The sequence below is a fragment of the Nonomuraea rosea genome (assembly GCF_039539705.1).
GTDB lineage: Bacteria > Actinomycetota > Actinomycetes > Streptosporangiales > Streptosporangiaceae > Nonomuraea > Nonomuraea rosea.
Genome location: NZ_BAABDQ010000003.1, coordinates 228,475 through 249,419 on the forward strand (window position 1 = coordinate 228,475; position 20,945 = coordinate 249,419).

20 protein-coding genes are annotated in these 20,945 nt (G+C 70.2%); 11 read left to right on the plus strand and 9 right to left on the minus strand.

The window, feature by feature from the left end:
- Positions 1–330: 330 nt before the first annotated feature.
- The 3 genes from ABEA43_RS08500 (at position 331) to ABEA43_RS08510 (ending at position 2,818) form a co-directional block, all read left to right on the plus strand.
- Positions 331–1,506, plus strand: coding sequence for a ThiF family adenylyltransferase (locus ABEA43_RS08500; RefSeq protein ID WP_345560063.1), 1,176 nt, complete (start codon positions 331–333; stop codon positions 1,504–1,506).
- 104 nt (positions 1,507–1,610) lie between these two features.
- Positions 1,611–2,087: a GNAT family N-acetyltransferase gene (locus ABEA43_RS08505; RefSeq protein WP_345560064.1), complete on the plus strand. Its 477-nt coding sequence runs from the start codon at positions 1,611–1,613 to the stop codon at positions 2,085–2,087.
- A gap of 20 nt (positions 2,088–2,107) precedes the next feature.
- Entirely contained in the window at positions 2,108–2,818 is a 711-nt protein-coding gene (locus ABEA43_RS08510; protein ID WP_345560065.1) for a class I SAM-dependent methyltransferase, read from the plus strand.
- Positions 2,819–3,129: 311 nt separating this feature from the next.
- On the opposite strand, the gene ABEA43_RS08515 is transcribed toward ABEA43_RS08510, so the two are convergent.
- Positions 3,130–3,807 carry a response regulator transcription factor gene (locus tag ABEA43_RS08515; protein WP_345560066.1) on the minus strand — a complete coding sequence of 226 codons (678 nt, stop codon included), beginning with the start codon at positions 3,805–3,807 and terminating at the stop codon, positions 3,130–3,132.
- Positions 3,808–3,966: 159 nt separating this feature from the next.
- On the opposite strand from ABEA43_RS08515, the gene ABEA43_RS08520 reads away from it, so the two are divergent.
- The 6 genes from ABEA43_RS08520 (at position 3,967) to ABEA43_RS08545 (ending at position 9,423) form a co-directional block, all read left to right on the plus strand.
- Positions 3,967–4,416, plus strand: coding sequence for a hypothetical protein (locus ABEA43_RS08520; RefSeq protein WP_345560067.1), 450 nt, complete (start codon positions 3,967–3,969; stop codon positions 4,414–4,416).
- 247 nt (positions 4,417–4,663) lie between these two features.
- Positions 4,664–4,798 (plus strand): hypothetical protein, encoded by a 135-nt coding sequence (locus ABEA43_RS08525; RefSeq protein WP_345560068.1) that lies wholly within the window; start codon positions 4,664–4,666, stop codon positions 4,796–4,798.
- A 192-nt stretch (positions 4,799–4,990) separates the two neighbouring features.
- Positions 4,991–6,103, plus strand: a complete 1,113-nt coding sequence (locus ABEA43_RS08530) for a sugar ABC transporter substrate-binding protein (protein WP_345560069.1) — start codon at positions 4,991–4,993, stop codon at positions 6,101–6,103.
- Positions 6,104–6,158: 55 nt separating this feature from the next.
- A complete protein-coding gene (locus ABEA43_RS08535; protein ID WP_345560070.1) occupies positions 6,159–6,923 on the plus strand; it encodes an ATP-binding cassette domain-containing protein in 765 nt (254 codons plus the stop codon).
- Positions 6,920–8,182, plus strand: a complete 1,263-nt coding sequence (locus ABEA43_RS08540) for a sugar ABC transporter permease (RefSeq protein WP_345560071.1) — start codon at positions 6,920–6,922, stop codon at positions 8,180–8,182. The genes ABEA43_RS08535 and ABEA43_RS08540 overlap by 4 nt, the downstream gene beginning before the upstream one ends.
- Positions 8,183–8,217: 35 nt before the next feature.
- Positions 8,218–9,423, plus strand: coding sequence for an ROK family transcriptional regulator (locus tag ABEA43_RS08545; RefSeq protein WP_345560072.1), 1,206 nt, complete (start codon positions 8,218–8,220; stop codon positions 9,421–9,423).
- A 7-nt stretch (positions 9,424–9,430) separates the two neighbouring features.
- Here ABEA43_RS08545 and ABEA43_RS08550 read toward each other — a convergent pair whose 3' ends face one another.
- The 3 genes from ABEA43_RS08550 to ABEA43_RS08560 form a co-directional block, all read right to left on the minus strand.
- Positions 9,431–10,105, minus strand: coding sequence for a neutral zinc metallopeptidase (locus ABEA43_RS08550; protein ID WP_345560073.1), 675 nt, complete (start codon positions 10,103–10,105; stop codon positions 9,431–9,433).
- Positions 10,106–10,236: 131 nt separating this feature from the next.
- Positions 10,237–11,061, minus strand: a complete 825-nt coding sequence (locus tag ABEA43_RS08555) for a neutral zinc metallopeptidase (protein ID WP_345560074.1) — start codon at positions 11,059–11,061, stop codon at positions 10,237–10,239.
- A 44-nt stretch (positions 11,062–11,105) separates the two neighbouring features.
- A complete protein-coding gene (locus ABEA43_RS08560) occupies positions 11,106–11,909 on the minus strand; it encodes a neutral zinc metallopeptidase (RefSeq protein WP_345560075.1) in 804 nt (267 codons plus the stop codon).
- 217 nt (positions 11,910–12,126) lie between these two features.
- Here ABEA43_RS08560 and dxs point away from each other — a divergent pair, with 217 nt between their 5' ends.
- On the plus strand, positions 12,127–14,013 hold the full coding sequence (gene dxs / locus ABEA43_RS08565; RefSeq protein ID WP_345560791.1) for a 1-deoxy-D-xylulose-5-phosphate synthase: 1,887 nt from the start codon (positions 12,127–12,129) through the stop codon (positions 14,011–14,013).
- Here dxs and ABEA43_RS08570 read toward each other — a convergent pair.
- Entirely contained in the window at positions 13,961–14,596 is a 636-nt protein-coding gene (locus tag ABEA43_RS08570; RefSeq protein ID WP_345560076.1) for a DedA family protein, read from the minus strand. The two genes, dxs and ABEA43_RS08570, sit on opposite strands and share 53 nt — an antisense overlap.
- A 100-nt stretch (positions 14,597–14,696) precedes the next feature.
- On the opposite strand from ABEA43_RS08570, the gene ABEA43_RS08575 reads away from it, so the two are divergent.
- Positions 14,697–16,151: an amino acid permease gene (locus ABEA43_RS08575; protein WP_345560077.1), complete on the plus strand. Its 1,455-nt coding sequence runs from the start codon at positions 14,697–14,699 to the stop codon at positions 16,149–16,151.
- Positions 16,152–16,190: 39 nt separating this feature from the next.
- Here the strand turns inward: ABEA43_RS08575 and ABEA43_RS08580 are convergent, their stop codons facing one another.
- The 4 genes from ABEA43_RS08580 to ABEA43_RS08595 all read right to left on the minus strand — a co-directional run bounded on the left by ABEA43_RS08580 (position 16,191) and on the right by ABEA43_RS08595 (position 20,714).
- On the minus strand, positions 16,191–16,574 hold the full coding sequence (locus ABEA43_RS08580; RefSeq protein ID WP_345560078.1) for an SSI family serine proteinase inhibitor: 384 nt from the start codon (positions 16,572–16,574) through the stop codon (positions 16,191–16,193).
- A gap of 102 nt (positions 16,575–16,676) precedes the next feature.
- Positions 16,677–18,764: a 3-hydroxyacyl-CoA dehydrogenase NAD-binding domain-containing protein gene (locus ABEA43_RS08585; RefSeq protein ID WP_345560079.1), complete on the minus strand. Its 2,088-nt coding sequence runs from the start codon at positions 18,762–18,764 to the stop codon at positions 16,677–16,679.
- Positions 18,761–19,924, minus strand: a complete 1,164-nt coding sequence (locus ABEA43_RS08590; protein ID WP_345560793.1) for a thiolase family protein — start codon at positions 19,922–19,924, stop codon at positions 18,761–18,763. Before ABEA43_RS08590 ends, ABEA43_RS08585 begins: the two co-directional genes overlap by 4 nt.
- A 61-nt stretch (positions 19,925–19,985) precedes the next feature.
- A complete protein-coding gene (locus ABEA43_RS08595; protein WP_345560080.1) occupies positions 19,986–20,714 on the minus strand; it encodes a hypothetical protein in 729 nt (242 codons plus the stop codon).
- Positions 20,715–20,945: the final 231 nt, after the last annotated feature.

Sequence of the window (20,945 nt, forward strand, 5' to 3'; positions counted from 1 at the left end):
CGGCTCCCGGAACCTCTTGCCCCGAAGGATAGCCGACGGCAGGGGAACACCGCTCTGACCGCGCGGCTGCGTCCCTGTGTCGACGGCAGTCGTCCCGCGACCGGCATCCGGGGTGCTCCCTGCGGCCCCGGGCCTTCCCGCCGGCCGGTTCTTCGCAAAGGGGGGTGAACCACATGCGGTACGAAGTGATTGAAGAGGCCAGCGAGGCTCCGTTCCAGCTCATCACCTGGCTCTTCGTGTGATCCCGACCGTTCCGGGGCCGGTCCTTGCCGGTCGGCTCCCGGAACGGCCCCCGGCCCGCTCAACAGCAGACAACGAAGGAACACCTCCATGGCCGACACCCTGTCCCTCAACCGATACATCCGCCTCAAGCCTATTTATCCGATCTACCAGATGGACGAGAGCCGCTTCCGCATCGGCGCGCAGGCCGGTGTGACGGTGGAGATAGCCGACCCGTTCGGCCAGCTGTGGACGCTGGTCAACGCGCTCGACGGCACCAGGCCGCTCGCCGAGGTCGTGGCCGTCGTCCGCGCGGCGCACCCGGACGTCGGCATCGACGACGTGCTCACCGCGGTGGCCGACCTGGACCAGCGGGGCTTCGTCGAAGAGGCCGCCGCGACCGTCTACGACAGCGGCCTGCTCAGCCGCTACGAGGGCAACGTCAACTACTTCAGCCACTACGGCACGCTGTCGTCCTCGCGCGCCGACGCCCAGGACCGGCTGCGTTCCGCGCACTGCGTGCTGTTCGGTCTCGGCGGCGGCGGGTCGTACATCCTGCCCCTGCTGCTCGGCGCGGGCTTCGGCAAGATCACGGCGGTCGACTACGACCAGGTCGAACGCACCAATCTCAACCGGCAGTTCCTGTACCACGAGAGCGACATCGGCTCCGACAAGACCGAGGCCGCCGCCCGGCTGGCCGCCCAGATCAACCCCGACGTCGAGTTCGTCCCCGTACAGCGGAAGATCGAGTCCGGTGGCCAGGTCGCCGACCTGGTACGCGGCGCCGACGTCGCGATCTGCGCGATCGACGAGCCGCCGTTCATCGCGCAGCGGCGGGTCAACGCGGGCTGCGTCAAGGAAGTCGTCCCGTACGTCGGCGGCGGCTCGTTCGTCACCCGCGGCCGGCTGTTCACCGTGCGGCCCTACGAGAGCGGCTGCCTGGACTGCCTGCACCTCTACTACAGCCGTACCGACCCGAGATACCGCAGGCAACTCGCCGGAGCGCTGCGTGCCAACCTCGACCACGTGACCATCGCCTTCCCGCCGCACATCGCCATGATCGCGGCCATGATCGCGGGCGAGGCGATCCGGCTCGTCACCCGGCACGCCGCTCCCATCGCCCTGGCCCAGCAGATCGACGTCCACTACGAGACCGGCGCGCTCGAAGTGATGTCCCAGTGGCCGCGCGACGCGGTCGGCTGCCCGGTCTGCGGGGACGGCGCCGAGGCCAGCGAGTTCGAGGTGTGGCAGTCCGGCGCTTCCGCGCAGGAACGTTCCATCGTCTAGAGACCGGAACGCCGCTGGGATCTGCTAGTTTTACCTTTCCGGCCGGATGTTGCTTCCGACCGGAAAGTGGTTTTATGACTAATTTTCAGGCAACTGTGCGGCCGATGAGCGCCGCGGACCGCCCTGCCGTCGAACGACTCTGGCTCATGTTCCGCCACGACATGGCGGACTTTCAGGGCGGGCTGCCCAGCGCCGACGCCACCTATCACAGCGACCGGCTGCGTGCGGCGTTCGAGGACGACGACTGGGCCGCCTACCTGTTCACCAGCGGCGACCGGCCCGTCGGGTTCTCGTTCGTGCGCGCGCTGTCCGGGCCCGCGCGCGTGCTGAACAGCTTCTTCGTGGTACGCGGCGCGCGCAGATCCGGGATCGGCCTGAACCTCGCGCGAGAGGTGATCTCCCGGCATCCCGGCCCGTGGGACGTCGCCTTCCAGGACTCGAACACGGCGGCCGTCGCGTTCTGGCGGCGCGTCGCCACGGAGATCGCCGGTGACGCGTGGACGGAGGAACGCCGCCACGTGCCGGACCGGCCCGACGTTCCGCCGGATGTGTGGATCTCCTTCCGGTCAGGGCGGTCGTGACCGGAAAGTACCCTTAGCTGGTGTTCTCGCCCCAAGGTCCGTCGCTCCGTGAACTGGTGGTCCAGGCACTGTCCTCGGTCGAGCGCGGCTACGACCTGCTCGCCCCGAAGTTCGACCACACGCCGTTTCGCACCCCAGACGCCATCCTTGACGCGGCCGCCGGCGCGCTGCGCCCGCTCGGGCCGTTCGGCCGGGGGCTGGACGTGTGCTGCGGCACCGGCGCGGGCATGCGGATCCTCGAACCCCTGTGCCAGGGACGGATCACGGGCGTCGACTTCAGCACCGGCATGCTGGCGCAGGCGCGCCGCGCGCACCCGGACGCCGAGTGGTCGGCGGCCGACGTCCGGGCGCTGCCCTTCGCCGCGGACTTCGACCTCGCGGTCAGCTTCGGAGCGCTCGGCCACTTCCTGCCCGCCGAACGGCCCCGGCTCTTCGCCGGGGTCTACCGCGCATTACGCCCTGGCGGGCTCTTCGCCTTCCCGATCGGCGCGCCGCCGCCCATCAAATCGCGCGAGTACTGGGCGCTGCTCGGTTTCGACCTGGCGATGAAGGTGCGCAACGCCGTGTGGCGGCCCCCCTTCGTCATGTACTACGGCAGCTGCCCGCTGAGCGCGGTCCGCACCGACCTGACGGCAGCCGGATTCACCGTGACGACGGTCCCCTTGCCGGCCCTGGGCCGCCGCGCGGACGGCAGCCCGCGATGCCGGCTCGTCCTCGCGCGCAAACCGTAGGCGTGCCGGCGTCACAGGAGCAGGGTCGGGGGGTGGAGGAGTCCCGCCTCACTTGGACAAGCGGTGCGGTGGGCAGGTGGACGGCGATGCGGAGTCCGCCCGCAGGGCGCGGGACGATGGTGAGGGATCCGTCGTGTACGCGGGCGATGCCCTGGTTGGGATTCATCCCCGTCGGCGTCATGGCCCGGGCGACGTTGGGCACGTAACGCGGCAGGAACGCCCACACCACCACGACCAGCAAGACGCCGGCGAGCATGAGGAACCCGGCATAGCTGAGGGTGAGCTTGAAGCGAACGCTCAGCCCCGGCGCCCTATCCACCGGACTCGGGTGCTGCGTCGATGCGGTAGCCGGCGCCGGCCACGGTGGCGATGATCCCGGGCTCGCCGAGCCGTTTGCGCAGGGCCGAGACCGTGATGCGCACGGCGTTGGTGAACGGGTCGGCGTTCTCGTCCCACGCGCGTTCCAGCAGCTCCTCGGCGCTGACGACACCGCCTTCCGCGGCGATGAGGACTTCGAGCACCGCGAACTGCTTCCTGGTCAGCGCGACGTAGCGGCCGTCGCGGTAGACCTCGCGGCGGAACGGATCCAGCCGCAGGCCGGCGATCTCCCGTACCGGCGGCCTGTTGCGGGCACGCCTGCGGTCGAGCGCTCTGAGGCGGAGCACGAGCTCCTGGAGCGCGAAGGGCTTCGTGAGGTAGTCGTCGGCGCCGAGCCCGAACCCGGAGGCCTTGTCGTCGAGCCGGTCGGCGGCGGTGAGCATGAGGATCGGCATGCCGCTGCCGGAGGCGACGATGCGCCTGGCGATCTCGTCACCGGAGGGGCCGGGGATGTCGCGGTCGAGGACGGCGATGTCGTAGGCATTGACGCTCAGCAGCTCCGACGCGGTGTCACCGTCACCGGCGATGTCGGCGGCGATGGCCGCCAGGCGCAGGCCATCGCGGATGGCTTCGGCCAGGAAGGGCTCGTCCTCCACGATCAGCACACGCACGCCCCGATGCTAGGAGCCGGAGCATATCGCCGGCATATCGAAAACCGCATACGCGCCGGCAACACCATGCTCCCTTGGCTGCAGGCGTGACCTATCGCGGACCAGTACGAACACCGCCCGTCCGTTCCCCGGGAACGCCGGCCACGGTCTAGCGCGTCCATGAAGGACACCGCTCCACGACTCCGTCCCGGCGCCGCACTCATCGTCCTGCTGAGCGCCCTGGTGATCGCCATGAGCCCCCTGGCGGAGGCGGACTCGGCCGGCGGCGACGTGCCGGTCGCCCAGACGCTCGGCGACCGGGAGCTGACCGTCGTCCTGCGACGGGTCACCGGGGTGCCAGGACCCCTCCACGTGGACGTGATCACCCACACGGGCACGCCCGCCGGCACCCTGAGCCTGGCGGTGACGCCCACCGGGGTCTCCACGTCCGCCTCCGCCGGCTCGGCTTCTGGCCCGGCCGCCGACACCGCCGTGGTCACCTTCGGCAGCCGGCCGCAGTCCTCTTCCGCCGTGCTGGACGTCACCCAGGCCGGCCCGTGGGAGCTGTCGCTCAGGGACGGGCGGAGAACCGCGACGATTCCCTTCATCGTCGCGAAACAGCTCACCTAGCCGGCGGAGACCGCCGTCTACCTGGACTTCACCTTCGCCCCTGACGGGGGACTGACCGGCAAGTCCGGCACGCTCAGCACGACCGGCCCCGGCATGGAAGGGGGCCCGCGCAGGGGCGAGTCCGCTGTCTCGCCATCCGCGTAAACGGGACGTCTGGGGGCTGGACATCCAGTCGCTGTCCACGGCCGGAACGTGGAGCTTCACCTTCGTCATCGACGGCCCTCAGGGGCAGGGAACAGGCGCTCTGGTGGAGCAGCCCGGCCCGCCGCTGGCGCTGAGCTGGGCCCTCTGCACCCTGCCCGTCCTCGGCCTGATCGCCTTCCTGGTCGCCGCCTGGCGACGCCACCGTCCTTCCCGCCCCCTCGCGGCGATGGGCCTCTGAGGCACGGACGGCTCGGGAGCGGACGTGCGGTGATGACCGTAAGGAGTCGGGGAGGTTGAGGTGACGTTTCTGGATTGTTACCCGAAACAACAAACTGCTGGGCCAGTAGGTCTTCCAAAGCAGGCCATCCCCGGAATACGTTGCCGCAAACAACATTCATCCGGGCCCCTCCGGAAGAAAGGACCCTGCACCATGCGCAAGGGGATCCTCAGCCTGACCGCCGCGGCCGCCGCGCTCGCCCTCGGTCTCACCGCCTGCGGGGGCGACAGCGGTCAGACCACGTCGACCTCGTCGGCCTCGGCCTCGGCCTCCGCCAAGACGGGGAAGATCGGCGTCATCCTGCCGGACAGCAAGTCCTCGGCCCGGTGGGAGACGGCGGACCGCAAGTACCTTGAAGAGGCTTTCAAGGCCGCCGGCGTCCAATACGACATCCAGAACGCCCAGAACGACAAGACGGCGTTCCAGACCATCGCGGACCAGATGATCACGAACGGCGCCACCGTTCTCATGATCGTCAACCTCGACAGCGGCACCGGCAAGACGGTCATCGACAAGGCCAAGTCCCAGGGCGTGGCCACCATCGACTACGACCGGCTGACGCTGGGCGGCGGCGCCGCCTACTACGTCAGCTTCGACAACACCAAGGTCGGCACCCTTCAGGGCGAAGGCCTGAGCAAGTGCCTGACCGACAAGAAGGCCTCGAAGCCGATCGTGGCCTACCTGAACGGCTCGCCGACCGACAACAACGCCACCCTGTTCAAGAGCGGGTACGACGGGGTGCTCAAGCCCAAGTTCGACGCGGGCGAGTACGTCAAGGGCCCCGACCAGCCCGTGCCCGACTGGGACAACACCCAGGCCGGCACCATCTTCGAGCAGATGCTGACCGAGCAGCCGAAGATCGCCGGGGTGCTGGCCGCCAACGACGGTCTCGGCAACGCGGCCATCACCGTGCTGAAGAAGAACAACCTCAACGGCAAGGTGCCGGTCACCGGGCAGGACGCGACCGTACAGGGTCTGCAGAACATCCTGGCCGGCGACCAGTGCATGACCGTGTACAAGGCGGTCAAGAAGGAGGCCGACGCCGCGGCCAAGCTCGCGGTGGCGCTGGCCAAGGGTGAGAAGCCCACGGCGAGCGGCAGCGTCAAGGACCCGGAGACGAGTCAGGACGTGCCCTCCGAGCTGCTTGAGCCGCAGGCCATCTACGCCGACAACGTCAAGGACGTGGTGGCCGACGGTTATGTGACCAAGGAGGAACTGTGCACGGGCGACTTCGCCGCCAAGTGCACCGAGGCGGGAATCCAGTAGAACACTAAGAACCGAGGGGGTGCGGCCGCCGGCCGTACCCCCCTTAGGGAGCCTCATGACCCCCCTCCTTGAAGTGCGCGGGATCGACAAGAGCTTCGGTCCTGTGAAGGTCCTGCACGATGTCGAGTTCGTGGCCTATCCCGGCGAGGTCACGGCGCTGGTCGGCGACAACGGCGCCGGCAAGTCGACGCTGGTCAAGTGCATCGGCGGCATCTACCCCACCGACGGGGGCGAGATCCTCTTCGACGGCCGCCCGGTCACCGTGCACAGCCCGCGCGACGCGGGCGAGCTCGGGATCGAGATCGTCTACCAGGACCTCGCGCTGTGCGACAACCTCGACATCGTCCAGAACATGTTCCTCGGCAGAGAGCGCAAGAGCGGCTTCCTGCTCGACGAGGACAGCATGGAAGAGCTGGCCCAGCAGACGCTCAGCAGCCTGTCCGTGCGTACGGTGAAGTCCATCAGGCAGCAGGTCTCCAGCCTGTCCGGCGGGCAGCGGCAGACCGTCGCCATCGCCAAGGCCGTCCTGTGGAACAGCAAGGTCGTCATCCTCGACGAGCCGACCGCGGCCCTGGGCGTGGCCCAGACCGCGCAGGTCCTGGAGCTGGTGCGCAGGCTGGCCGACACGGGGCTGGCCGTCGTGCTCATCTCCCACAACATGAACGACGTGTTCGCCGTCTCCGACCGGATCGCGGCGCTCTATCTCGGCAGGATGGCCGCCCAGGTCAGGACCTCCGACGTGACGCACGCGCAGGTCGTCGAACTGATCACCTCAGGCCGCAGCGGTGATCTCGGCCTCAAGAACGGGGTCACCCCATGAGCAAGGTCAAAGAACTCCCGGGCGAGGCCATCGTCGCCGCGAAGCAGGCCCCGTCGATCAAGAACAGCTTCGTCGCCTACATCCAGCGCGTACGCGGCGGCGACATGGGCGCGCTGCCGGCCGTGCTCGGCCTGGTCGTGCTCTGCGCGGTCTTCGCCTCCGCGCGCGACTCCTTCCTGACCGCGATCAACTTCGCCAACCTGTTCACGCAGGGCGCCGCCGTCACGCTGATCGCGATGGGCCTGGTGTTCGTGCTGCTGCTCGGCGAGATCGACCTGTCCGCCGGGTTCGCCAGCGGCGTGTGCGCGGCCGTCCTCGCCGTCACCCTCACCAAGGCGGGTCTGCCCTGGTACGTGTGCGTGGTGGCGGCCATCCTCACCGGCGTGCTCATCGGCGTCGTGCTCGGCACGCTGGTGGCCAAGGTGGGCATCCCGTCGTTCGTCGTGACGCTGGCCGCGTTCCTCGCCTTCCAGGGCCTGGTCCTGGTGCTGGTGGACGAGGGCACGAACATCTCCATCAGGGACAGCGTGATCGTCGCGGTCGCGAACAAGAACCTGCCGGGCTGGCTCGGCTGGGCACTCTACGCCGCGTGCGTGGGCGTCTACGCGGGCGTGCAGCTCCTGCGGGCCAGGAACCGTTCCAAGCGCGGCCTCACCGCCGACCCCCTGTCGCTGATCGCCTTCCGGGTCGGCGCGCTGGCGCTCCTCGCGGGCGTCGCCGTCTTCGTGCTGAACCTCGAACGCAGCCGCAACGCCGCCATCGTCTCGCTCACCGGCGTGCCGATCGTGGTGCCCCTCATCCTGGTGCTGCTGGTCGTGTGGACGCTGGTGCTGCGCCGTACCGGGTTCGGCCGGCATCTGTACGCCGTCGGCGGCAACGCGGAGGCGGCCCGCAGGGCGGGCATCGCGGTGGACCGGCTCAGGATCAGCGCGTTCGTGATCTGCTCCTCGATGGCCGCGGTCGGCGGGATCGTGGCGGCCTCCAGGGCCAGCTCCGTGGACCCGAACACGGGCGGCAGCTCCGTCCTGCTGTACGCCGTGGGCGCGGCCGTCATCGGCGGCACGAGCCTGTTCGGCGGTAAGGGGCGGGTGCTCGACGCCGTGCTCGGCGGCGCCGTGGTGGCCGTGATCGAGAACGGCATGGGCCTCATGGGGTACGGAGCCAGCGTGAAGTACCTGGTCACCGGATCTGTGCTGTTGCTCGCCGCGGGCGTCGACGCCCTGGCGCGCAAGCGGGCGGCGGCTGCTGGTCTAAGGTGATCAGCGACTCGCAGCCCTTGAAGGAACCCCAGACGATGCGTGCCGGCCCCTCTCAAGAGGACATCAGACGCCACAACCTCGGCGCGCTGCTTCGCCATGTCCACCTGGGCGGGCCGATCTCGCGCGCCGAGCTGACGGCGAAGATGGGGCTCAACCGCAGCACGATCATGGCCCTGACCTCCGACCTCACCGCCGCAGGGCTGGTGCGGGAGGAGCTGCCGCGCGAGACCGGCCGGGCCGGCCGGCCCTCGCTGGTGGTGCGGCCGGAGTCGGCGCGGGTCTACGTGTTCGCGTTCGACGTGGGTCCCGACCGGCTGGCGGTGGCCCGCGTCGGGCTGGGCGGCGCGATACTCGACCGCCGCGAGAGCGTACGCGAGCGCGGCACGTTCGAGCTGGGGGAGCTGGCCGGGATGCTGGCCGGGTTCGCCAGGCAGATGCGGCGCAAGACGCGGGCCGACACCGTCTGCGTGGGCGCGGCGGCGGCCGTGTCGGGGGGCGTGCGCAAGGCCGACGGCGTGGTCAGGTTCGGCCCCAACCTGAAGGCCGAGGACGTGCCGTTCGGGGAGGAGCTGGGCCGCCGGCTGGGCCTGGGCCTGCCGGTCAGCGTGGGCAACGACGCCAACCTCGCCGCGCTCGCCGAGCACAGCAGGGGCGTCGGCGCGAATGTGAGAGACCTCATCTACCTGCACGGCGACGTCGGCATCGGCGGCGGCATCATCGCGGGCGGCCACCTGCTCGGCGGCCACGACGGCTATGGGGGCGAGGTCGGCCACATGGTCGTCAACCCCGGCGGCCGGACCTGCGGCTGCGGCGCGCACGGCTGCCTGGAGGCGGAGGTGGGGGAGCGGGCGCTGCTGGAGTCGGCCGGCCGGTTCGGTGCCGGGCAGCACGGCAGGGACGCGGTGCGCGCCGTGGTGGAGGCCGCCGACCGGGGCGACATCGTGGCGCAGGAGGCGCTCAGCCGGGTCGGCGACTGGCTCGGGCTCGGCGTCGCGAACCTGGTGAACATCTTCAACCCCGAGATGGTGATCTTCGGGGGGATGCTGAGGGAGATCTACCTCGGCTCGGCGGCCCAGGTGCGCACGCAGCTCAATCTCAACGCCATGGCGCCGCAGCGGGAGCGGCTGCGGCTGCGCACGTCCGCGCTCGGGGACGCCGCCACGCTGGTGGGCGCGGCCGAGCTGGCCTTCGCCCACGTGCTGGCCGACCCGCTCGAAGTCCTGGCCCGAGCCAACGCCTAAACCCCCGCTAGGTGACCTTGGACTTCCCCGCCGTCCAGGTGTTGCAGAAGCCGGTGGCGCCGCCCCGGTAACCGCGGTCCTGCCAGTAGGCCAGGTTGCGGGGCTTGCCGTGGATCTCGCTCTCGTCCGCCCCGCGCACCGCGTCGATCCACTCCTTCCACGCGATCCCCGGGCCGATCGACTCCAGCGTGGCGCTGTAGAAGACGCCGGCGAAGCACTCGGCCTGCATCTCCAGGCGATGGCTCAGCAGGGTCCGCGCGCGGTCGGAGGCCGGCCAGAAGAGCGCGCTCTGCGCGTCCAGGACCCCGATGAGCTGCTGCACGTGGTGCCCCCACTCGTGGGCGACGGAGTGCGCGATGTTCATCCTGAACGGGTCCCGCAGGTCGTGCCGCATGACGCGGATGACGATCGTGTGCTGCTCGGGGCAGTAGTGCGCGCCGTTGCCGTTGATCTTCCCGCAGACCGAGTCGGTCCCGGTCGTGACGGTGACCTCGGGCGAGCTGTAGGCCAGGCCGGCGGCCGCGAACCTGGCGGCCCAGAAACGGTCGGCGCAGGCGGCCATCGCACGGTGGAAGGACTTGAGCGAGGCGACGCTCCCGAGGCGGATCCGGGGGATCTCGCAGCTCTCGGGGAGCACGTCCCCGCTCATGGCGCCGGAGAGGCCGGACTGCGCGGCACGCATCGCCGCATGAGCCGGCATCGGGAGGAAAAGACCCGCGACCATGCACACAACTACCGCTATGAGAGAAATGCGCACGATCGCGGATCTTAAATCACTCTGAAGTGTTTTGTTCTATGTCTGGGTGGACTTCTTCACGACACCTGGGACTTCGCGGCCGTCCAGGTGTTGCAGCCCCCCGCCGACTTGGCGTCGAAGCCGCGCTTGATCCAGCGGCTGTTGGCGGCGTTCGAGGCGTGCGTCTCGTCGGCCGAGTCCCGAACCCCGATCACCCCTAGGCCGAGACCGTGCTTGGCCTTGAGGAGGAGCTGGTAGTCGCTTTCCGGGCGGCCGAGCGAGCCCCAGATGCTGCCGATGAACACGCCGGACAGGCACTGAGCCTGCAGCTCGACGCGCCGGCTCTCCTCGAGGTAGCGAGCCTCGGTCTTCTTGGCCGGGGTGTCGAGAGCCTTGAACATGCCCGTGAGGTACTGGAGGTGGTGGCCGTACTCATGCGCGAGCGTCGCCATCAGCTGCAGGTCCGTCGGCTCCTCGACGATCTGCGGCGTGAGGAGGAACGTGATCGTCTTGTCCAGCCTGCAGTAGATCGCCTGCACGCCTCCGCCCTGCGGGAAGCCGCCGCACTTGCCCTTCTTGTCGGGCTTGGTGATCACCCGGAATTTGGGCTTGGTGAAGGTGAAGCCCGCCTTCTTCACCTTGGGCCCCCACGCCTTGTCGAGGCAGCCCAGCAGCGCCTCGAAATAGAGCCGCGCCTCGTCCAGGCTTCCGCTCTGGACCTGCGGCTCCTCGCACGTCTCAAAACCGAGCTTGCCCGTCTTGTAGAGAGTGCTCTTGGTCAGGACGGGCTTGAAACCCGGGCCGGCGACGGTGGCCGCCTGGGCGGCGCCGGCGGAGAGCACGCCGGCGAAGAGCGAACTCGCTAAAACGCCCGCCATGAGCGCCAATCGGGGGATACGCATGAGAAGGCACCCTAGTGAAAGAGGGAGCCCCAGGTAAAGGCAGATTAAAGTGTATTTCGGGGCGAGGCCGCCCAAGTGTTACAGGAGCCCGGAGTTCCGCGGTTGAACCCGCGCGTCATCCAGGCGGCCTGCGTCGCCCCTTTGCCGTGGTCGTTCTGCGGCCAGCCCTTGGCGCCGTTCTTCCTGAACCAGTCCACCGTGTACGCCCAGTCGGCGTCCGTGACCAGCGACGTGCCCTTCATCGTGCTCATGAAGACCGAGGAGAAGCACTCGGCCTGCAGCTCGGAATTACGCGAGAGCTGCAGCCGCTTGGCCTTGCCCGCTCCCGCCCTGGCCGTCCAGTAGTAGCCCCAGATGCCGGAGATCTGCTGCACGTGGTGGCCGTACTCGTGGGCGATCAGCCGGGTGATGCCCAGCGGGAACGGGTTGCGGAGCTGATCCTTGCTGATCATCAGGTACATCGTGCGGTCGGTCGAGCAGTAGACGCCGTCCGCGCCGGTGTTCCACGCGCCGCAGGGCGTCTTCACCTTGGTGGTGATGATGCGCAGCCGAGGCTTGGTGAACTTCACCCCCGCCTTGCGGAACTGGGCGCCCCACGCCTTGTTCAGGCAGTTGGTCACGCGGGTCAGGAAGCGCCGGTACGCGATCATGCTCCCGGCCGGCAGGTCTCCGGGCGAGCAGTTCACGTCGGTGAGCCGCCCCGTCCTGTAGAGCGGGTTCTGCGTCGCCAGCGCCCGGCCCAGGGCGGGCGCCTGCTTCTTGCCGCTCGCGGACTTGGACGGCGGGGAGGCGGCCTGCTGCGCCTCGTTCGCGGACCCCGTCGACGTCGTGGCAGTCTCCGCCAGCACGAGCACCAAAGCAGCCGCTGCCAGGGCAAGTGCCAGCAGAGCAGCCACAAGGGCCGCGATCTTTCCAAAGGGGGCGGAGTTCATAGGTACCGAAAGACTAGGTCAAGATCGGACATATGTGGGTGGAATTGACTCGATGGAGTCAGTGAGGCGTCCGCGAACTAGACTCGGGTGGATCGACGAACAAGAGCAGAGGGGAGTCGGATCCGTGAGCGGGTTGCTGGGCTCGGTAAAGGGACCGCACGACGTCAAACGGCTCGCTGTCGAGGAGCTGCCGCGGCTCGCGGGGGAGATCCGTGACCTCCTCGTCGACTCGTGCGCGCGGTTCGGCGGTCACCTGGGCCCCAACCTGGGTGTGGTGGAGCTCACCATCGCGATCCACCGCGTTTTCGACTCCCCGCACGACCCCGTCGTCTGGGACACCGGCCACCAGGCCTACGTGCACAAGCTCCTCACCGGCCGGGCCGCCGGGTTCGAGGCGCTCAAGCAGGAGGGCGGCCTGTCGGGCTATCCGAGCCAGGCCGAGTCCGAGCACGACCTCGTGGAAAACTCCCACGCCTCGACCGCGCTGTCCTACGCCGACGGCCTGGCCAAGGCGTACAAACTGCGTGGCGAGCACGACCGCACGGTCGTCGCGGTGATCGGCGACGGCGCGCTGACCGGCGGCATGGCCTGGGAGGCGCTCAACAACATCGCCGCGGGCAAGGACCTGCCGCTCGTGATCGTCGTCAACGACAACGGCCGCTCCTACTCGCCCACGATCGGCGGCCTGGCCTCCCATCTGTCCTCGCTGCGGGTCACCCGCCGCTATGAGGACATGCTCGACTACGTCAAGGACAAGATCGGGAACGTTCCCGTCCTCTACGACGCGCTGCACGGCTTCAAGAAGGGCGTCAAGGACGTCCTGGCGCCGCAGGTCATGTTCGAGGACCTCGGGCTGAAATACGTCGGCCCCATCGACGGCCACGACGAGCAGGCCATGGAAGCAGCCCTGCGCAAGGCCCACGACTTCCGCGGCCCCGTCATCGTCCACGCGCTCACCCAGAAGGGCCGCGGCTACAGTCCCGCGGAGAACCACGACGAGGACCAGTTCCACTCGCCCGGCGCCTTCGACCGGGCCACCGGCGCGGAGAAGCCCAAGCCCCGCATCTGGACCAACGTGTTCAGCGAGGAGCTCGTCCGGCTCGGCAAGGAGCGCGACGACCTGGTCGCGATCACCGCGGCCATGCTGCACCCGACCGGCCTCAACGCCTTCGCCGAGGCCTACCCCGAGCGCATCTACGACGTCGGCATCGCCGAGCAGCACGCGCTGACCAGCGCCGCCGGGCTGGCGCTCGGCGGCATGCACCCGGTGGTGGCCCTCTACGCCACGTTCCTCAACAGAGCCTTCGACCAGCTCCTCATGGACGTCGCCCTGCACCGCCTGCCGGTCACCGTCGTGCTCGACCGGGCGGGCGTCACCGGCGACGACGGCGCCAGCCACAACGGCATGTGGGACCTGTCCATCCTCCAGGTCGTCCCCGGGCTGCGGATCGCGGTGCCGCGCGACGGCGACCGGGTCGCCGAGCTGCTGCGCGAGGCCGTCGAGGTCACCGACGGCCCGACCGTGCTGCGCTTCCCCAAGGGCCCGGTGGCCGAGCCGATCGAGGCCGTGGGCAAGCTGGGCGAGATGGACGTGCTGCGCGCCGCCGAGGGCGCGGGCGGCCCCGACGTGCTGCTGGTCGGCGTGGGCCCGATGGCTCGGCTCTGCATGGACGCCGCGGTCCTGCTCGACGCCCAGGGCATCTCGGCCACCGTGGTCGACCCGCGCTGGGTCAAGCCGCTGGACGAGGCGCTCGTCCTGACCGCGGGCGCCCACAAGCTGGTCGCCGTGGTGGAGGACAACGGCCGCGTGGGCGGCGTGGGCGACGCCGTGGCCCGCCTGCTGCGCGACGCCGACGTCGACGTGCCCGTACGCACCTTCGGCATCCCGCAGGACTTCCTCGGCCACGCCAAGCGCGCCGCGATCCTGGCCAGGATCGGCCTGACGGGCCAGGACCTCGCCCGGCAGATCACCGAGGCCGTCGCCAAGCGGACCTCCGCCGCCGAGCCCGTCCGCCGTTGAGCGCCCGGCGGACCGCGGCGGTGATCGCCAGCACGACGATCACCGCCGCGGCCGCCACGGGCAGCAGCCAGCCCGCGTGCTCGCGCACCACGCCGCCGGCGACCGCGCCCAGCGTCACGTAGGTGCTCACCCACGCCACGCTGCCGAGCATCGCCCATGGCATGAACCTGCGGTACGACATCCCCACCGTGCCCGCCACGGCCGGCGTCAGCGCGTGCAGCACCGGCAGGAAGTACGCCAGCGCCAGAGCCCAGCCGCTGCGCTCGAACAACTCCTCGGCCCGCACCCAGCGCGCCTCCCCGATGCGCCGTCCCAGCCTGCTGTGCCGCAGCCGGGTGCCGTAGCGCCGCCCGAGGAAATGGCCGCCTGACGCGCCCGCGAAGCATGCCAGCACCCCGGAGCCGATCAGCGCCAGCGCCTCGGGGACGCCGTCCGCGGTGGCGCCCGCGACGAGCAGCAGGCCGTCGCCCGGGGTGATCAGCCCGATGCCGACCGAGGCGTCCAGGGTCAGGAAGACCAGCAGGAGCAGCACCACCACTCCCGCGTCTTGCCTGGCCAGCGTGTCGAGCAGGTCGTTGAACATGACCACTGCCAGCTACCCAGAGCGGCGGGCTCCACCAGGACGTCCCTGATCCCACCCGGACAGCGCATGATCACCAAGGGTGAGGGAAGGATCGCTGATCGTGGACATCTTTCGCACGAAGAGCGTCGAGCAGTCGATCCGCGACACCGAAGCTCCCGAGCACCAGCTGCGAAAGCGCCTGACCGCCACCGACCTCACGGTCTTCGGCATAGGCGTCATCGTCGGGACCGGGATCTTCGTGCTCACCGGGCAGGCCGCCAAGGAGCTGGCGGGGCCCGCCGTGGCGGTCTCGTTCATCGTCGCGGCCGTCGTCTGCGGCCTCGCGGCGCTGTGCTACGCCGAGTTCGCCTCCACGATCCCCGTCGCCGGGTCCGCCTACACCTTCTCCTTCGCCACCCTGGGCGAGTTCCCCGCCTGGGTGATCGGCTGGGACCTGATCCTGGAGCTGGCGCTGGCCGCGGCCGTGGTGGCGGTCGGCTGGGCGGGCTACTTCGCCTCCATGCTGTCCTCCATCGGCATCGGCCTGCCCGCCGCCATCGCCGGCGACGACCCCGTGGTGAACGTGCCCGCCGTCGTCATCGTCGCCCTCCTCACCGCGATCCTGGCCGCCGGCATCAAGCTGTCCTCGCGCGTCAACCTGATCCTGGTGGTCACCAAGATCGCGGTGGTGCTGCTGGTCATCGTGGCCGGGCTGTTCTTCGTCAAGGCCGCCAACTACACGCCGTTCATCCCCGACCCGGTGGCCACGCCGCGGGTCGAGGGGCTGCACGCGCCGCTGATCCAGCTGCTGTTCGGGATCACGCCCGTCGCGTTCGGGGTGGTCGGCATCTTCTCGGCCGCGGCGATCGTGTTCTTCGCGTTCATCGGCTTCGACATCGTGGCCACCGCCGCGGAGGAGACCATCGAGCCGCAGCGCGACGTGCCGCGCGGCATCATCGGCTCGCTGGCCATCTGCACGTTCCTGTACGTCGCCGTCTCCCTCGTCGTCGTCGGCATGCAGCGCTACGACCAGCTCAGCACCTCGGCGCCGCTGTCGGACGCGTTCACCTCGGTGGGCGTCCCCTGGCTGGCCACGATCATCAGCGTGGGCGCGCTGGCCGGCCTGACGACGGTGGTGCTCGTGCTGATGCTGGGCCAGACCCGGGTGCTGTTCGCGATGTGCCGCGACGGGCTGCTGCCGCGCTGGCTGGCGCACGTCCATCCGCGGTTCGGGACGCCGGCCAGGCTCACGGTCATCGTCGGGCTGGTGACGATGGCGCTGGCCGGGTTCGTGTCGTTCGGGGAGCTGGCCGAGCTGGTGAACATCGGCACGCTCTTCGCGTTCGTGGTCGTCTCGCTCGGGGTGATCGTGCTCAGGCGGACCAGGCCGGACCTGCCGCGCGGATTCCGCGCGCCGCTGGTGCCGGTGCTGCCGATCCTGTCCGTGCTGGCCTGCGTCTACCTGATGCTCAACCTGCCGGCGCAGACGTGGCTGCGGTTCGTGGCCTGGATGATCCTGGGCGTGGTGGTCTACTTCGCGTTCGGCTACTGGCACAGCCGGATGGCGCGCCGCTGAGGACCCGAGGGGTGGGCGCGGGCCCACCCCTCGCTCAGGTCAGATCGCGAGGACCGCTCCGGTGGCGGCTCGCATCTGGCAGCCGTTGCCGAACACCTTGGCCCAGTGCACCACCCTGCCGTGCCAGCGGCCGATGACCACGACGGCGTGCGGCTGCACCTGCTGCGTGCAGGAGGCGTTCGGGGAGACGTTGAGCTGGTTCGGCTGGCCGTTGACCTGCTCCAGCAGGCGGCAGGCCGCCTTCGCGTTCGGATGGGTGCCGCCGACGGGCGCGCAGTGGAGCCAGACCGTCTTCGTCGCGCCGCCCTTGACCGCGTCGACGACCTTGAGCTGCACCTTGGGGGCGCGGGTGGCCGCCGCAGGGGACGAGGCGCCCAGCAGGAATGCTCCGCACAGGGCGATCGTGCCGACTGCTCGCATCATGATTACTCTCCGTTCGTAGGACGGCACCAAACGCTACGACGGAGGCCCGGATGAGTTAAGGAGGCCCGCCGTACGGGCCTCCTTAAAATCAGCCGCCCGAGATCACGCGGGGAGCGAGGCCACGCCGGGAGGCAGGAAGCGCGGCCGCGCGATGCCGGCCCGGTCCAGGTACGGGGTGATCCCGCCCAGATGGAACGGCCACCCGGCGCCGAGGATCATGCACAGGTCGATGTCCTCGGCCGCCGCGACCACGCCTTCGTCCAGCATGATGCGGATCTCGGCCGCCAGCGCCGCCAGGACGCGCTCGCGCACCTGCTCGGCGGTGGACGGCGCGGTGCCGCCCGCGAACAGCGCCACCGCCTCCTCGTCCAGGCTGAAGTCCGGCCGGTAGGCGCCGGGCTTGCCGGCGGCGACCAGCTTGGCCATGTTCTCCGAGACGCCGAAGCGGCCGGGGAAGGCCTCGTGCAGCGTCTCGGCCACGTGCAGGCCCACGGCCGGGCCGACGAGCTGCAGCAGCGCGAACGGCGTCATCGGCAGCCCCAGCCCGTCGAGCGCGTGCTCGGCCGTCTCCAGCGGCGTGCCCTCGTCCACGGCGGCCACGACCTCGCCCATGAAGCAGGTCAGCAGCCGGTTGACGACGAACGCCGGAGCGTCCTTGACCAGCACCGACGACTTCTTCAGCGATTTGCCCACGGCGAAGGCCGTGGCCAGCGTGGCGTCGTCGGTGGCCGCGCCCTTGACGATCTCCAGCAGCGGCATGACGGCGACCGGGTTGAAGAAGTGGAAGCCGACCAGCCGCTCGGGATGCGCGAGATCGGCGCCCATCTCGGTCAGCGACAGCGAGGAGGTGTTCGTGGCCAGCACGCACTCGTCGGAGACCACGGCCTCCACCTCGGCGAAGACCTGCCTCTTGACCACCATGTCCTCGAACACGGCCTCGATCACGAAGTCGGCGTCGGCGAAGGCGTCCTTGGTCAGCGAGCCGCTCACCAGGGACGTCAGGCGGTTGGCCTGGTCCGCGGTGATGCGTCCCTTGGCGGCGAGCTTGCCGATCTCGTCGCGTACGTATCCGACGCCCTTGTCCAGCCTGGACTGGTCGAGGTCGGTCAGCACGACCGGGACCTCCAGCCGCCGGGCGAACAGCAGCGCCATCTGCGAGGCCATCAGCCCCGCGCCGACCACGCCGACCTTGGTCACCTTGCGGGCCAGCGACCGGTCCGGTGCGCCCGCGGGCCGCTTGGCCCGGCGCTGCACCAGGTCGAAGGAGTAGAGGCCGGCCCGCAGCTCGTCGCCCATGAGCAGGTCGGCCAGGGCCTCGTCCTCGGCGGCGAAGCCCTCGTCGCGCGAGCCGGTCTCGGCCGCGGCGATGAGGTCCAGCGCCCGGTAAGGGGCGGGGGAGGCGCCGCGCAGCTTCATGTCCACCAGGAAGCGCGCGTCGTCGACGGCCTTCTTCCAGCCGTCGTGCTCGGTCCGCCGCACCGTGACGTCGCCCTGGAGCACCCGGGAGGCCCAGCGCAGCGACTCCTCCAGGAAGTCGGCGGGCTCGAACATCGCGTCGGCGACGCCGAGCTTGAACGCGTCCGTGCCCTTGATCATGCGGTTCTGCGACAGCGGGTTCTCGATGATCAGCTTGATCGCGTTCGCCGGGCCGATCAGGCGCGGGAGCAGCTGCGTGCCGCCCCAGCCCGGCACCAGCCCGAGGAAGCACTCGGGCAGCGCCACCGCGGGCACGCCCGCGGAGATCGTCCGGTACGTGCAGTGCAGCGCCAGCTCCAGCCCGCCGCCCATGGCCGCGCCGTTCACGAACGCGAACGACGGGATCGGCAGCTCGCCGAGCCGGCGGAAGACGTAGTGGCCCAGCCCGCCGATGGCCAGCGCCTCGTCGTGGGTGGCCACGGAGGCCGCGCCCTTGAGGTCGGCGCCGACGGCGAAGATGAACGGCTTGCCCGTCACCCCCACCGCGGCCAGGTCGGTGCGCTCGGCGATCTCCGACAACGCCCCGTTCAGCGCGAACAGGCCGCGCGGGCCGAAGGTGTTCGGCTTGGTGTGGTCGAAGCCGTTGTCCAGCGTGATCAGCGCCATCGTGCCGGCGCCGCCGGGCAACTGGACGTCGCGTACCAGCGCCTTGGTGACGACTTCGTCGCCGCCGCGCTCACTCAGCGCCGCGCGCCAGGTCTCCAGATTGCTCACGCCAGGTTCTCCCAGATCACAGTGCCGCCCATGCCCATGCCGACGCACATCGTGGTGATGCCGTAACGCACGCCGGGACGCTCGCCGAACTGCCGCGCGAGCTGCGTCATCAGCCGCACGCCCGACGAGGCGAGCGGGTGGCCGTAGGCGATCGCGCCGCCGTACGGGTTCACCCGGGGATCGTCGTCGGCGATGCCGAAGTGCTCCAGGAACGCCAGCACCTGCACGGCGAACGCCTCGTTGATCTCGAACAGCCCGATGTCGGAGATGTCCAGGCCGGCCAGGCGCAGCGCCCGCTCGGTGGACGGGATCGGCCCCACGCCCATGACCTCGGGGTCCACCCCCGCGAACGCGTAGGACACCAGCCGCATCTTCGGGCTCAGCCCCAGCTCGGCGGCGACGTCCCGGGCCGCCACGATGCAGCCGGTGGCCCCGTCGTTGATGCCGGAGGAGTTGCCCGCCGTGACGTTGCCGTGCGGACGGAACGGCGTCTTGAGCGCGCTCAGCCCTTCGAGCGTGGTCCCCGGGCGCGGCGCCTCGTCCTCGACCGCCAGGCCCCAGCCCTTCTCGGCCGTCCTGATCGCGGTCTCCACCAGGTCGGGCTGGATCTTGCCGTCTGCGTACGCCTTGGCCGCCTTCTCCTGCGACAGCACCGCGTACGCGTCCGCGCGGCCCTTGGAGATCGACGGGTAGCGGTCGTGCAGGTTCTCCGCCGTCATGCCCATGACCAGCGCGCTCGGATCGACCAGCTTCTCCGACAGGAACCGCGGGTTCGGGTCGACGCCCTCGCCCATCGGGTGGCGGCCCATGTGCTCGACGCCGCCGGCGATCGCGACGTCGTACGCGCCGAACGCGATGCCGCCGGCGACCGTGGTCACCGCGGTCATCGCGCCCGCGCACATGCGGTCGATCGCGTAGCCGGGCACGGTCTTGGGCAGCCCGGCCAGTACGGCCGCCGACCTGCCGATGGTCAGGCCCTGGTCGCCGATCTGGGTGGTCGCGGCGATGGCGACCTCGTCGACGCGCTCGGGCGGCAGGGTGGGGTTGCGCCTGACGAGCTCGCGGATGACGCGGACGACCAGGTCGTCCGCGCGGGTCTCCGCGTATAGACCCTTCGGCCCTGACCTGCCGAAAGGCGTGCGTACGCCGTCGACGAACACGACGTCACGAGAGGAAGGCACGGATTCGCTCCTCCTTGCTGGATGGGGTTCCGTGCCCATGCTACTCGTCAGTAACTACTCCGCAGACGAGGGCGGCGGTGAGCAGTCCGTAGACGACGCCGGTGGCCGGCTCCCACAGGTGGGCGCGGGCCCCGAGCAGGGCGGCGACCGCCACGGCCGCGCCCGTCCAGAGCGCCGCGCCCCCTCGCGGGCGCGTGCCGCGGCCGGGATCCCATGGATCGCCAGGTGATCCGCCCGAGCGCAGGGCACGCGCCAGCATCCCCAGCGCGTCACGTGCCCACCAGAGGAGGAACAACACCCCCGCCGCGCAACTCGTCACCGCCAGCGCCTCGACGGCCCAGCTCAGGGAGTCGGCGAAGGCGTAACGGGCGGAGGCGCGGAAGAAGCGCGGGGCCGTCCAGCCGAGCAGCAGCGTCACCGCCCAGCAGCCGGCGACCGCCAGCCGGGTCAGCGGGCGGGCCCGGCCGGAGGGCGCGCCGGCGTACAGCTCCCGCTCCCGCTCGCGGACCAGGCGGGCGCGCGTGCCCCAGATGCACTGGGTGATCGCCAGGGCGGGCAGCGCCGCGAGGAAGACCGTCAGGGACAGTATGGCGAGCGGTAGCGCCTGTTCGCGGGTGGGCGCTCTGTCGGCGAGCAACTGGACGGTGGCCAGGAGCGCGATCGAGGCGGAGAGCGCGACGAGGGCGCGGCGCCGGGCGGCTCTGGCCCTGGCGCGCAGCCCGGCCACCTCCTGGGCGCCGGGAGGGGGTGCCATCTCGGTCAACAGCATGACCGTCATCATGACGGCACTGTGCGTAGTGACGCTGTGGAATCACGCGCTTTGGGTGGAGCCCTCGATGGGGACGGGAGTCACGATAGTGAGGAAGGAGTGGCGGACGGGCGGCAGTCTCCCTCAGCATGGTGTGGCGACGTACCGTGGGAGCGGAACGTCGCGCGGGCGAAGCCCGACATGGGCTGAAATGTCATCGTGAGCTCCTGTTTGTGACTATGCTTCGCGATC

Coding starts and splice junctions, on each gene's coding strand:
- ABEA43_RS08500 (WP_345560063.1), top strand. CDS start 331: ATGGCCGACACCCTGTCCCTCAACCGATACATCCGCCTCAAGCCTATT.
- ABEA43_RS08505 (WP_345560064.1), top strand. CDS start 1,611: ATGAGCGCCGCGGACCGCCCTGCCGTCGAACGACTCTGGCTCATGTTC.
- ABEA43_RS08520 (WP_345560067.1), top strand. CDS start 3,967: ATGAAGGACACCGCTCCACGACTCCGTCCCGGCGCCGCACTCATCGTC.
- ABEA43_RS08530 (WP_345560069.1), top strand. CDS start 4,991: ATGCGCAAGGGGATCCTCAGCCTGACCGCCGCGGCCGCCGCGCTCGCC.
- ABEA43_RS08535 (WP_345560070.1), top strand. CDS start 6,159: ATGACCCCCCTCCTTGAAGTGCGCGGGATCGACAAGAGCTTCGGTCCT.
- ABEA43_RS08540 (WP_345560071.1), top strand. CDS start 6,920: ATGAGCAAGGTCAAAGAACTCCCGGGCGAGGCCATCGTCGCCGCGAAG.
- ABEA43_RS08545 (WP_345560072.1), top strand. CDS start 8,218: ATGCGTGCCGGCCCCTCTCAAGAGGACATCAGACGCCACAACCTCGGC.
- ABEA43_RS08550 (WP_345560073.1), bottom strand. CDS start 10,105: ATGCGTGCCGCGCAGTCCGGCCTCTCCGGCGCCATGAGCGGGGACGTG.
- ABEA43_RS08555 (WP_345560074.1), bottom strand. CDS start 11,061: ATGCGTATCCCCCGATTGGCGCTCATGGCGGGCGTTTTAGCGAGTTCG.
- ABEA43_RS08570 (WP_345560076.1), bottom strand. CDS start 14,596: ATGTTCAACGACCTGCTCGACACGCTGGCCAGGCAAGACGCGGGAGTG.
- ABEA43_RS08580 (WP_345560078.1), bottom strand. CDS start 16,574: ATGATGCGAGCAGTCGGCACGATCGCCCTGTGCGGAGCATTCCTGCTG.
- ABEA43_RS08595 (WP_345560080.1), bottom strand. CDS start 20,714: ATGCTGTTGACCGAGATGGCACCCCCTCCCGGCGCCCAGGAGGTGGCC.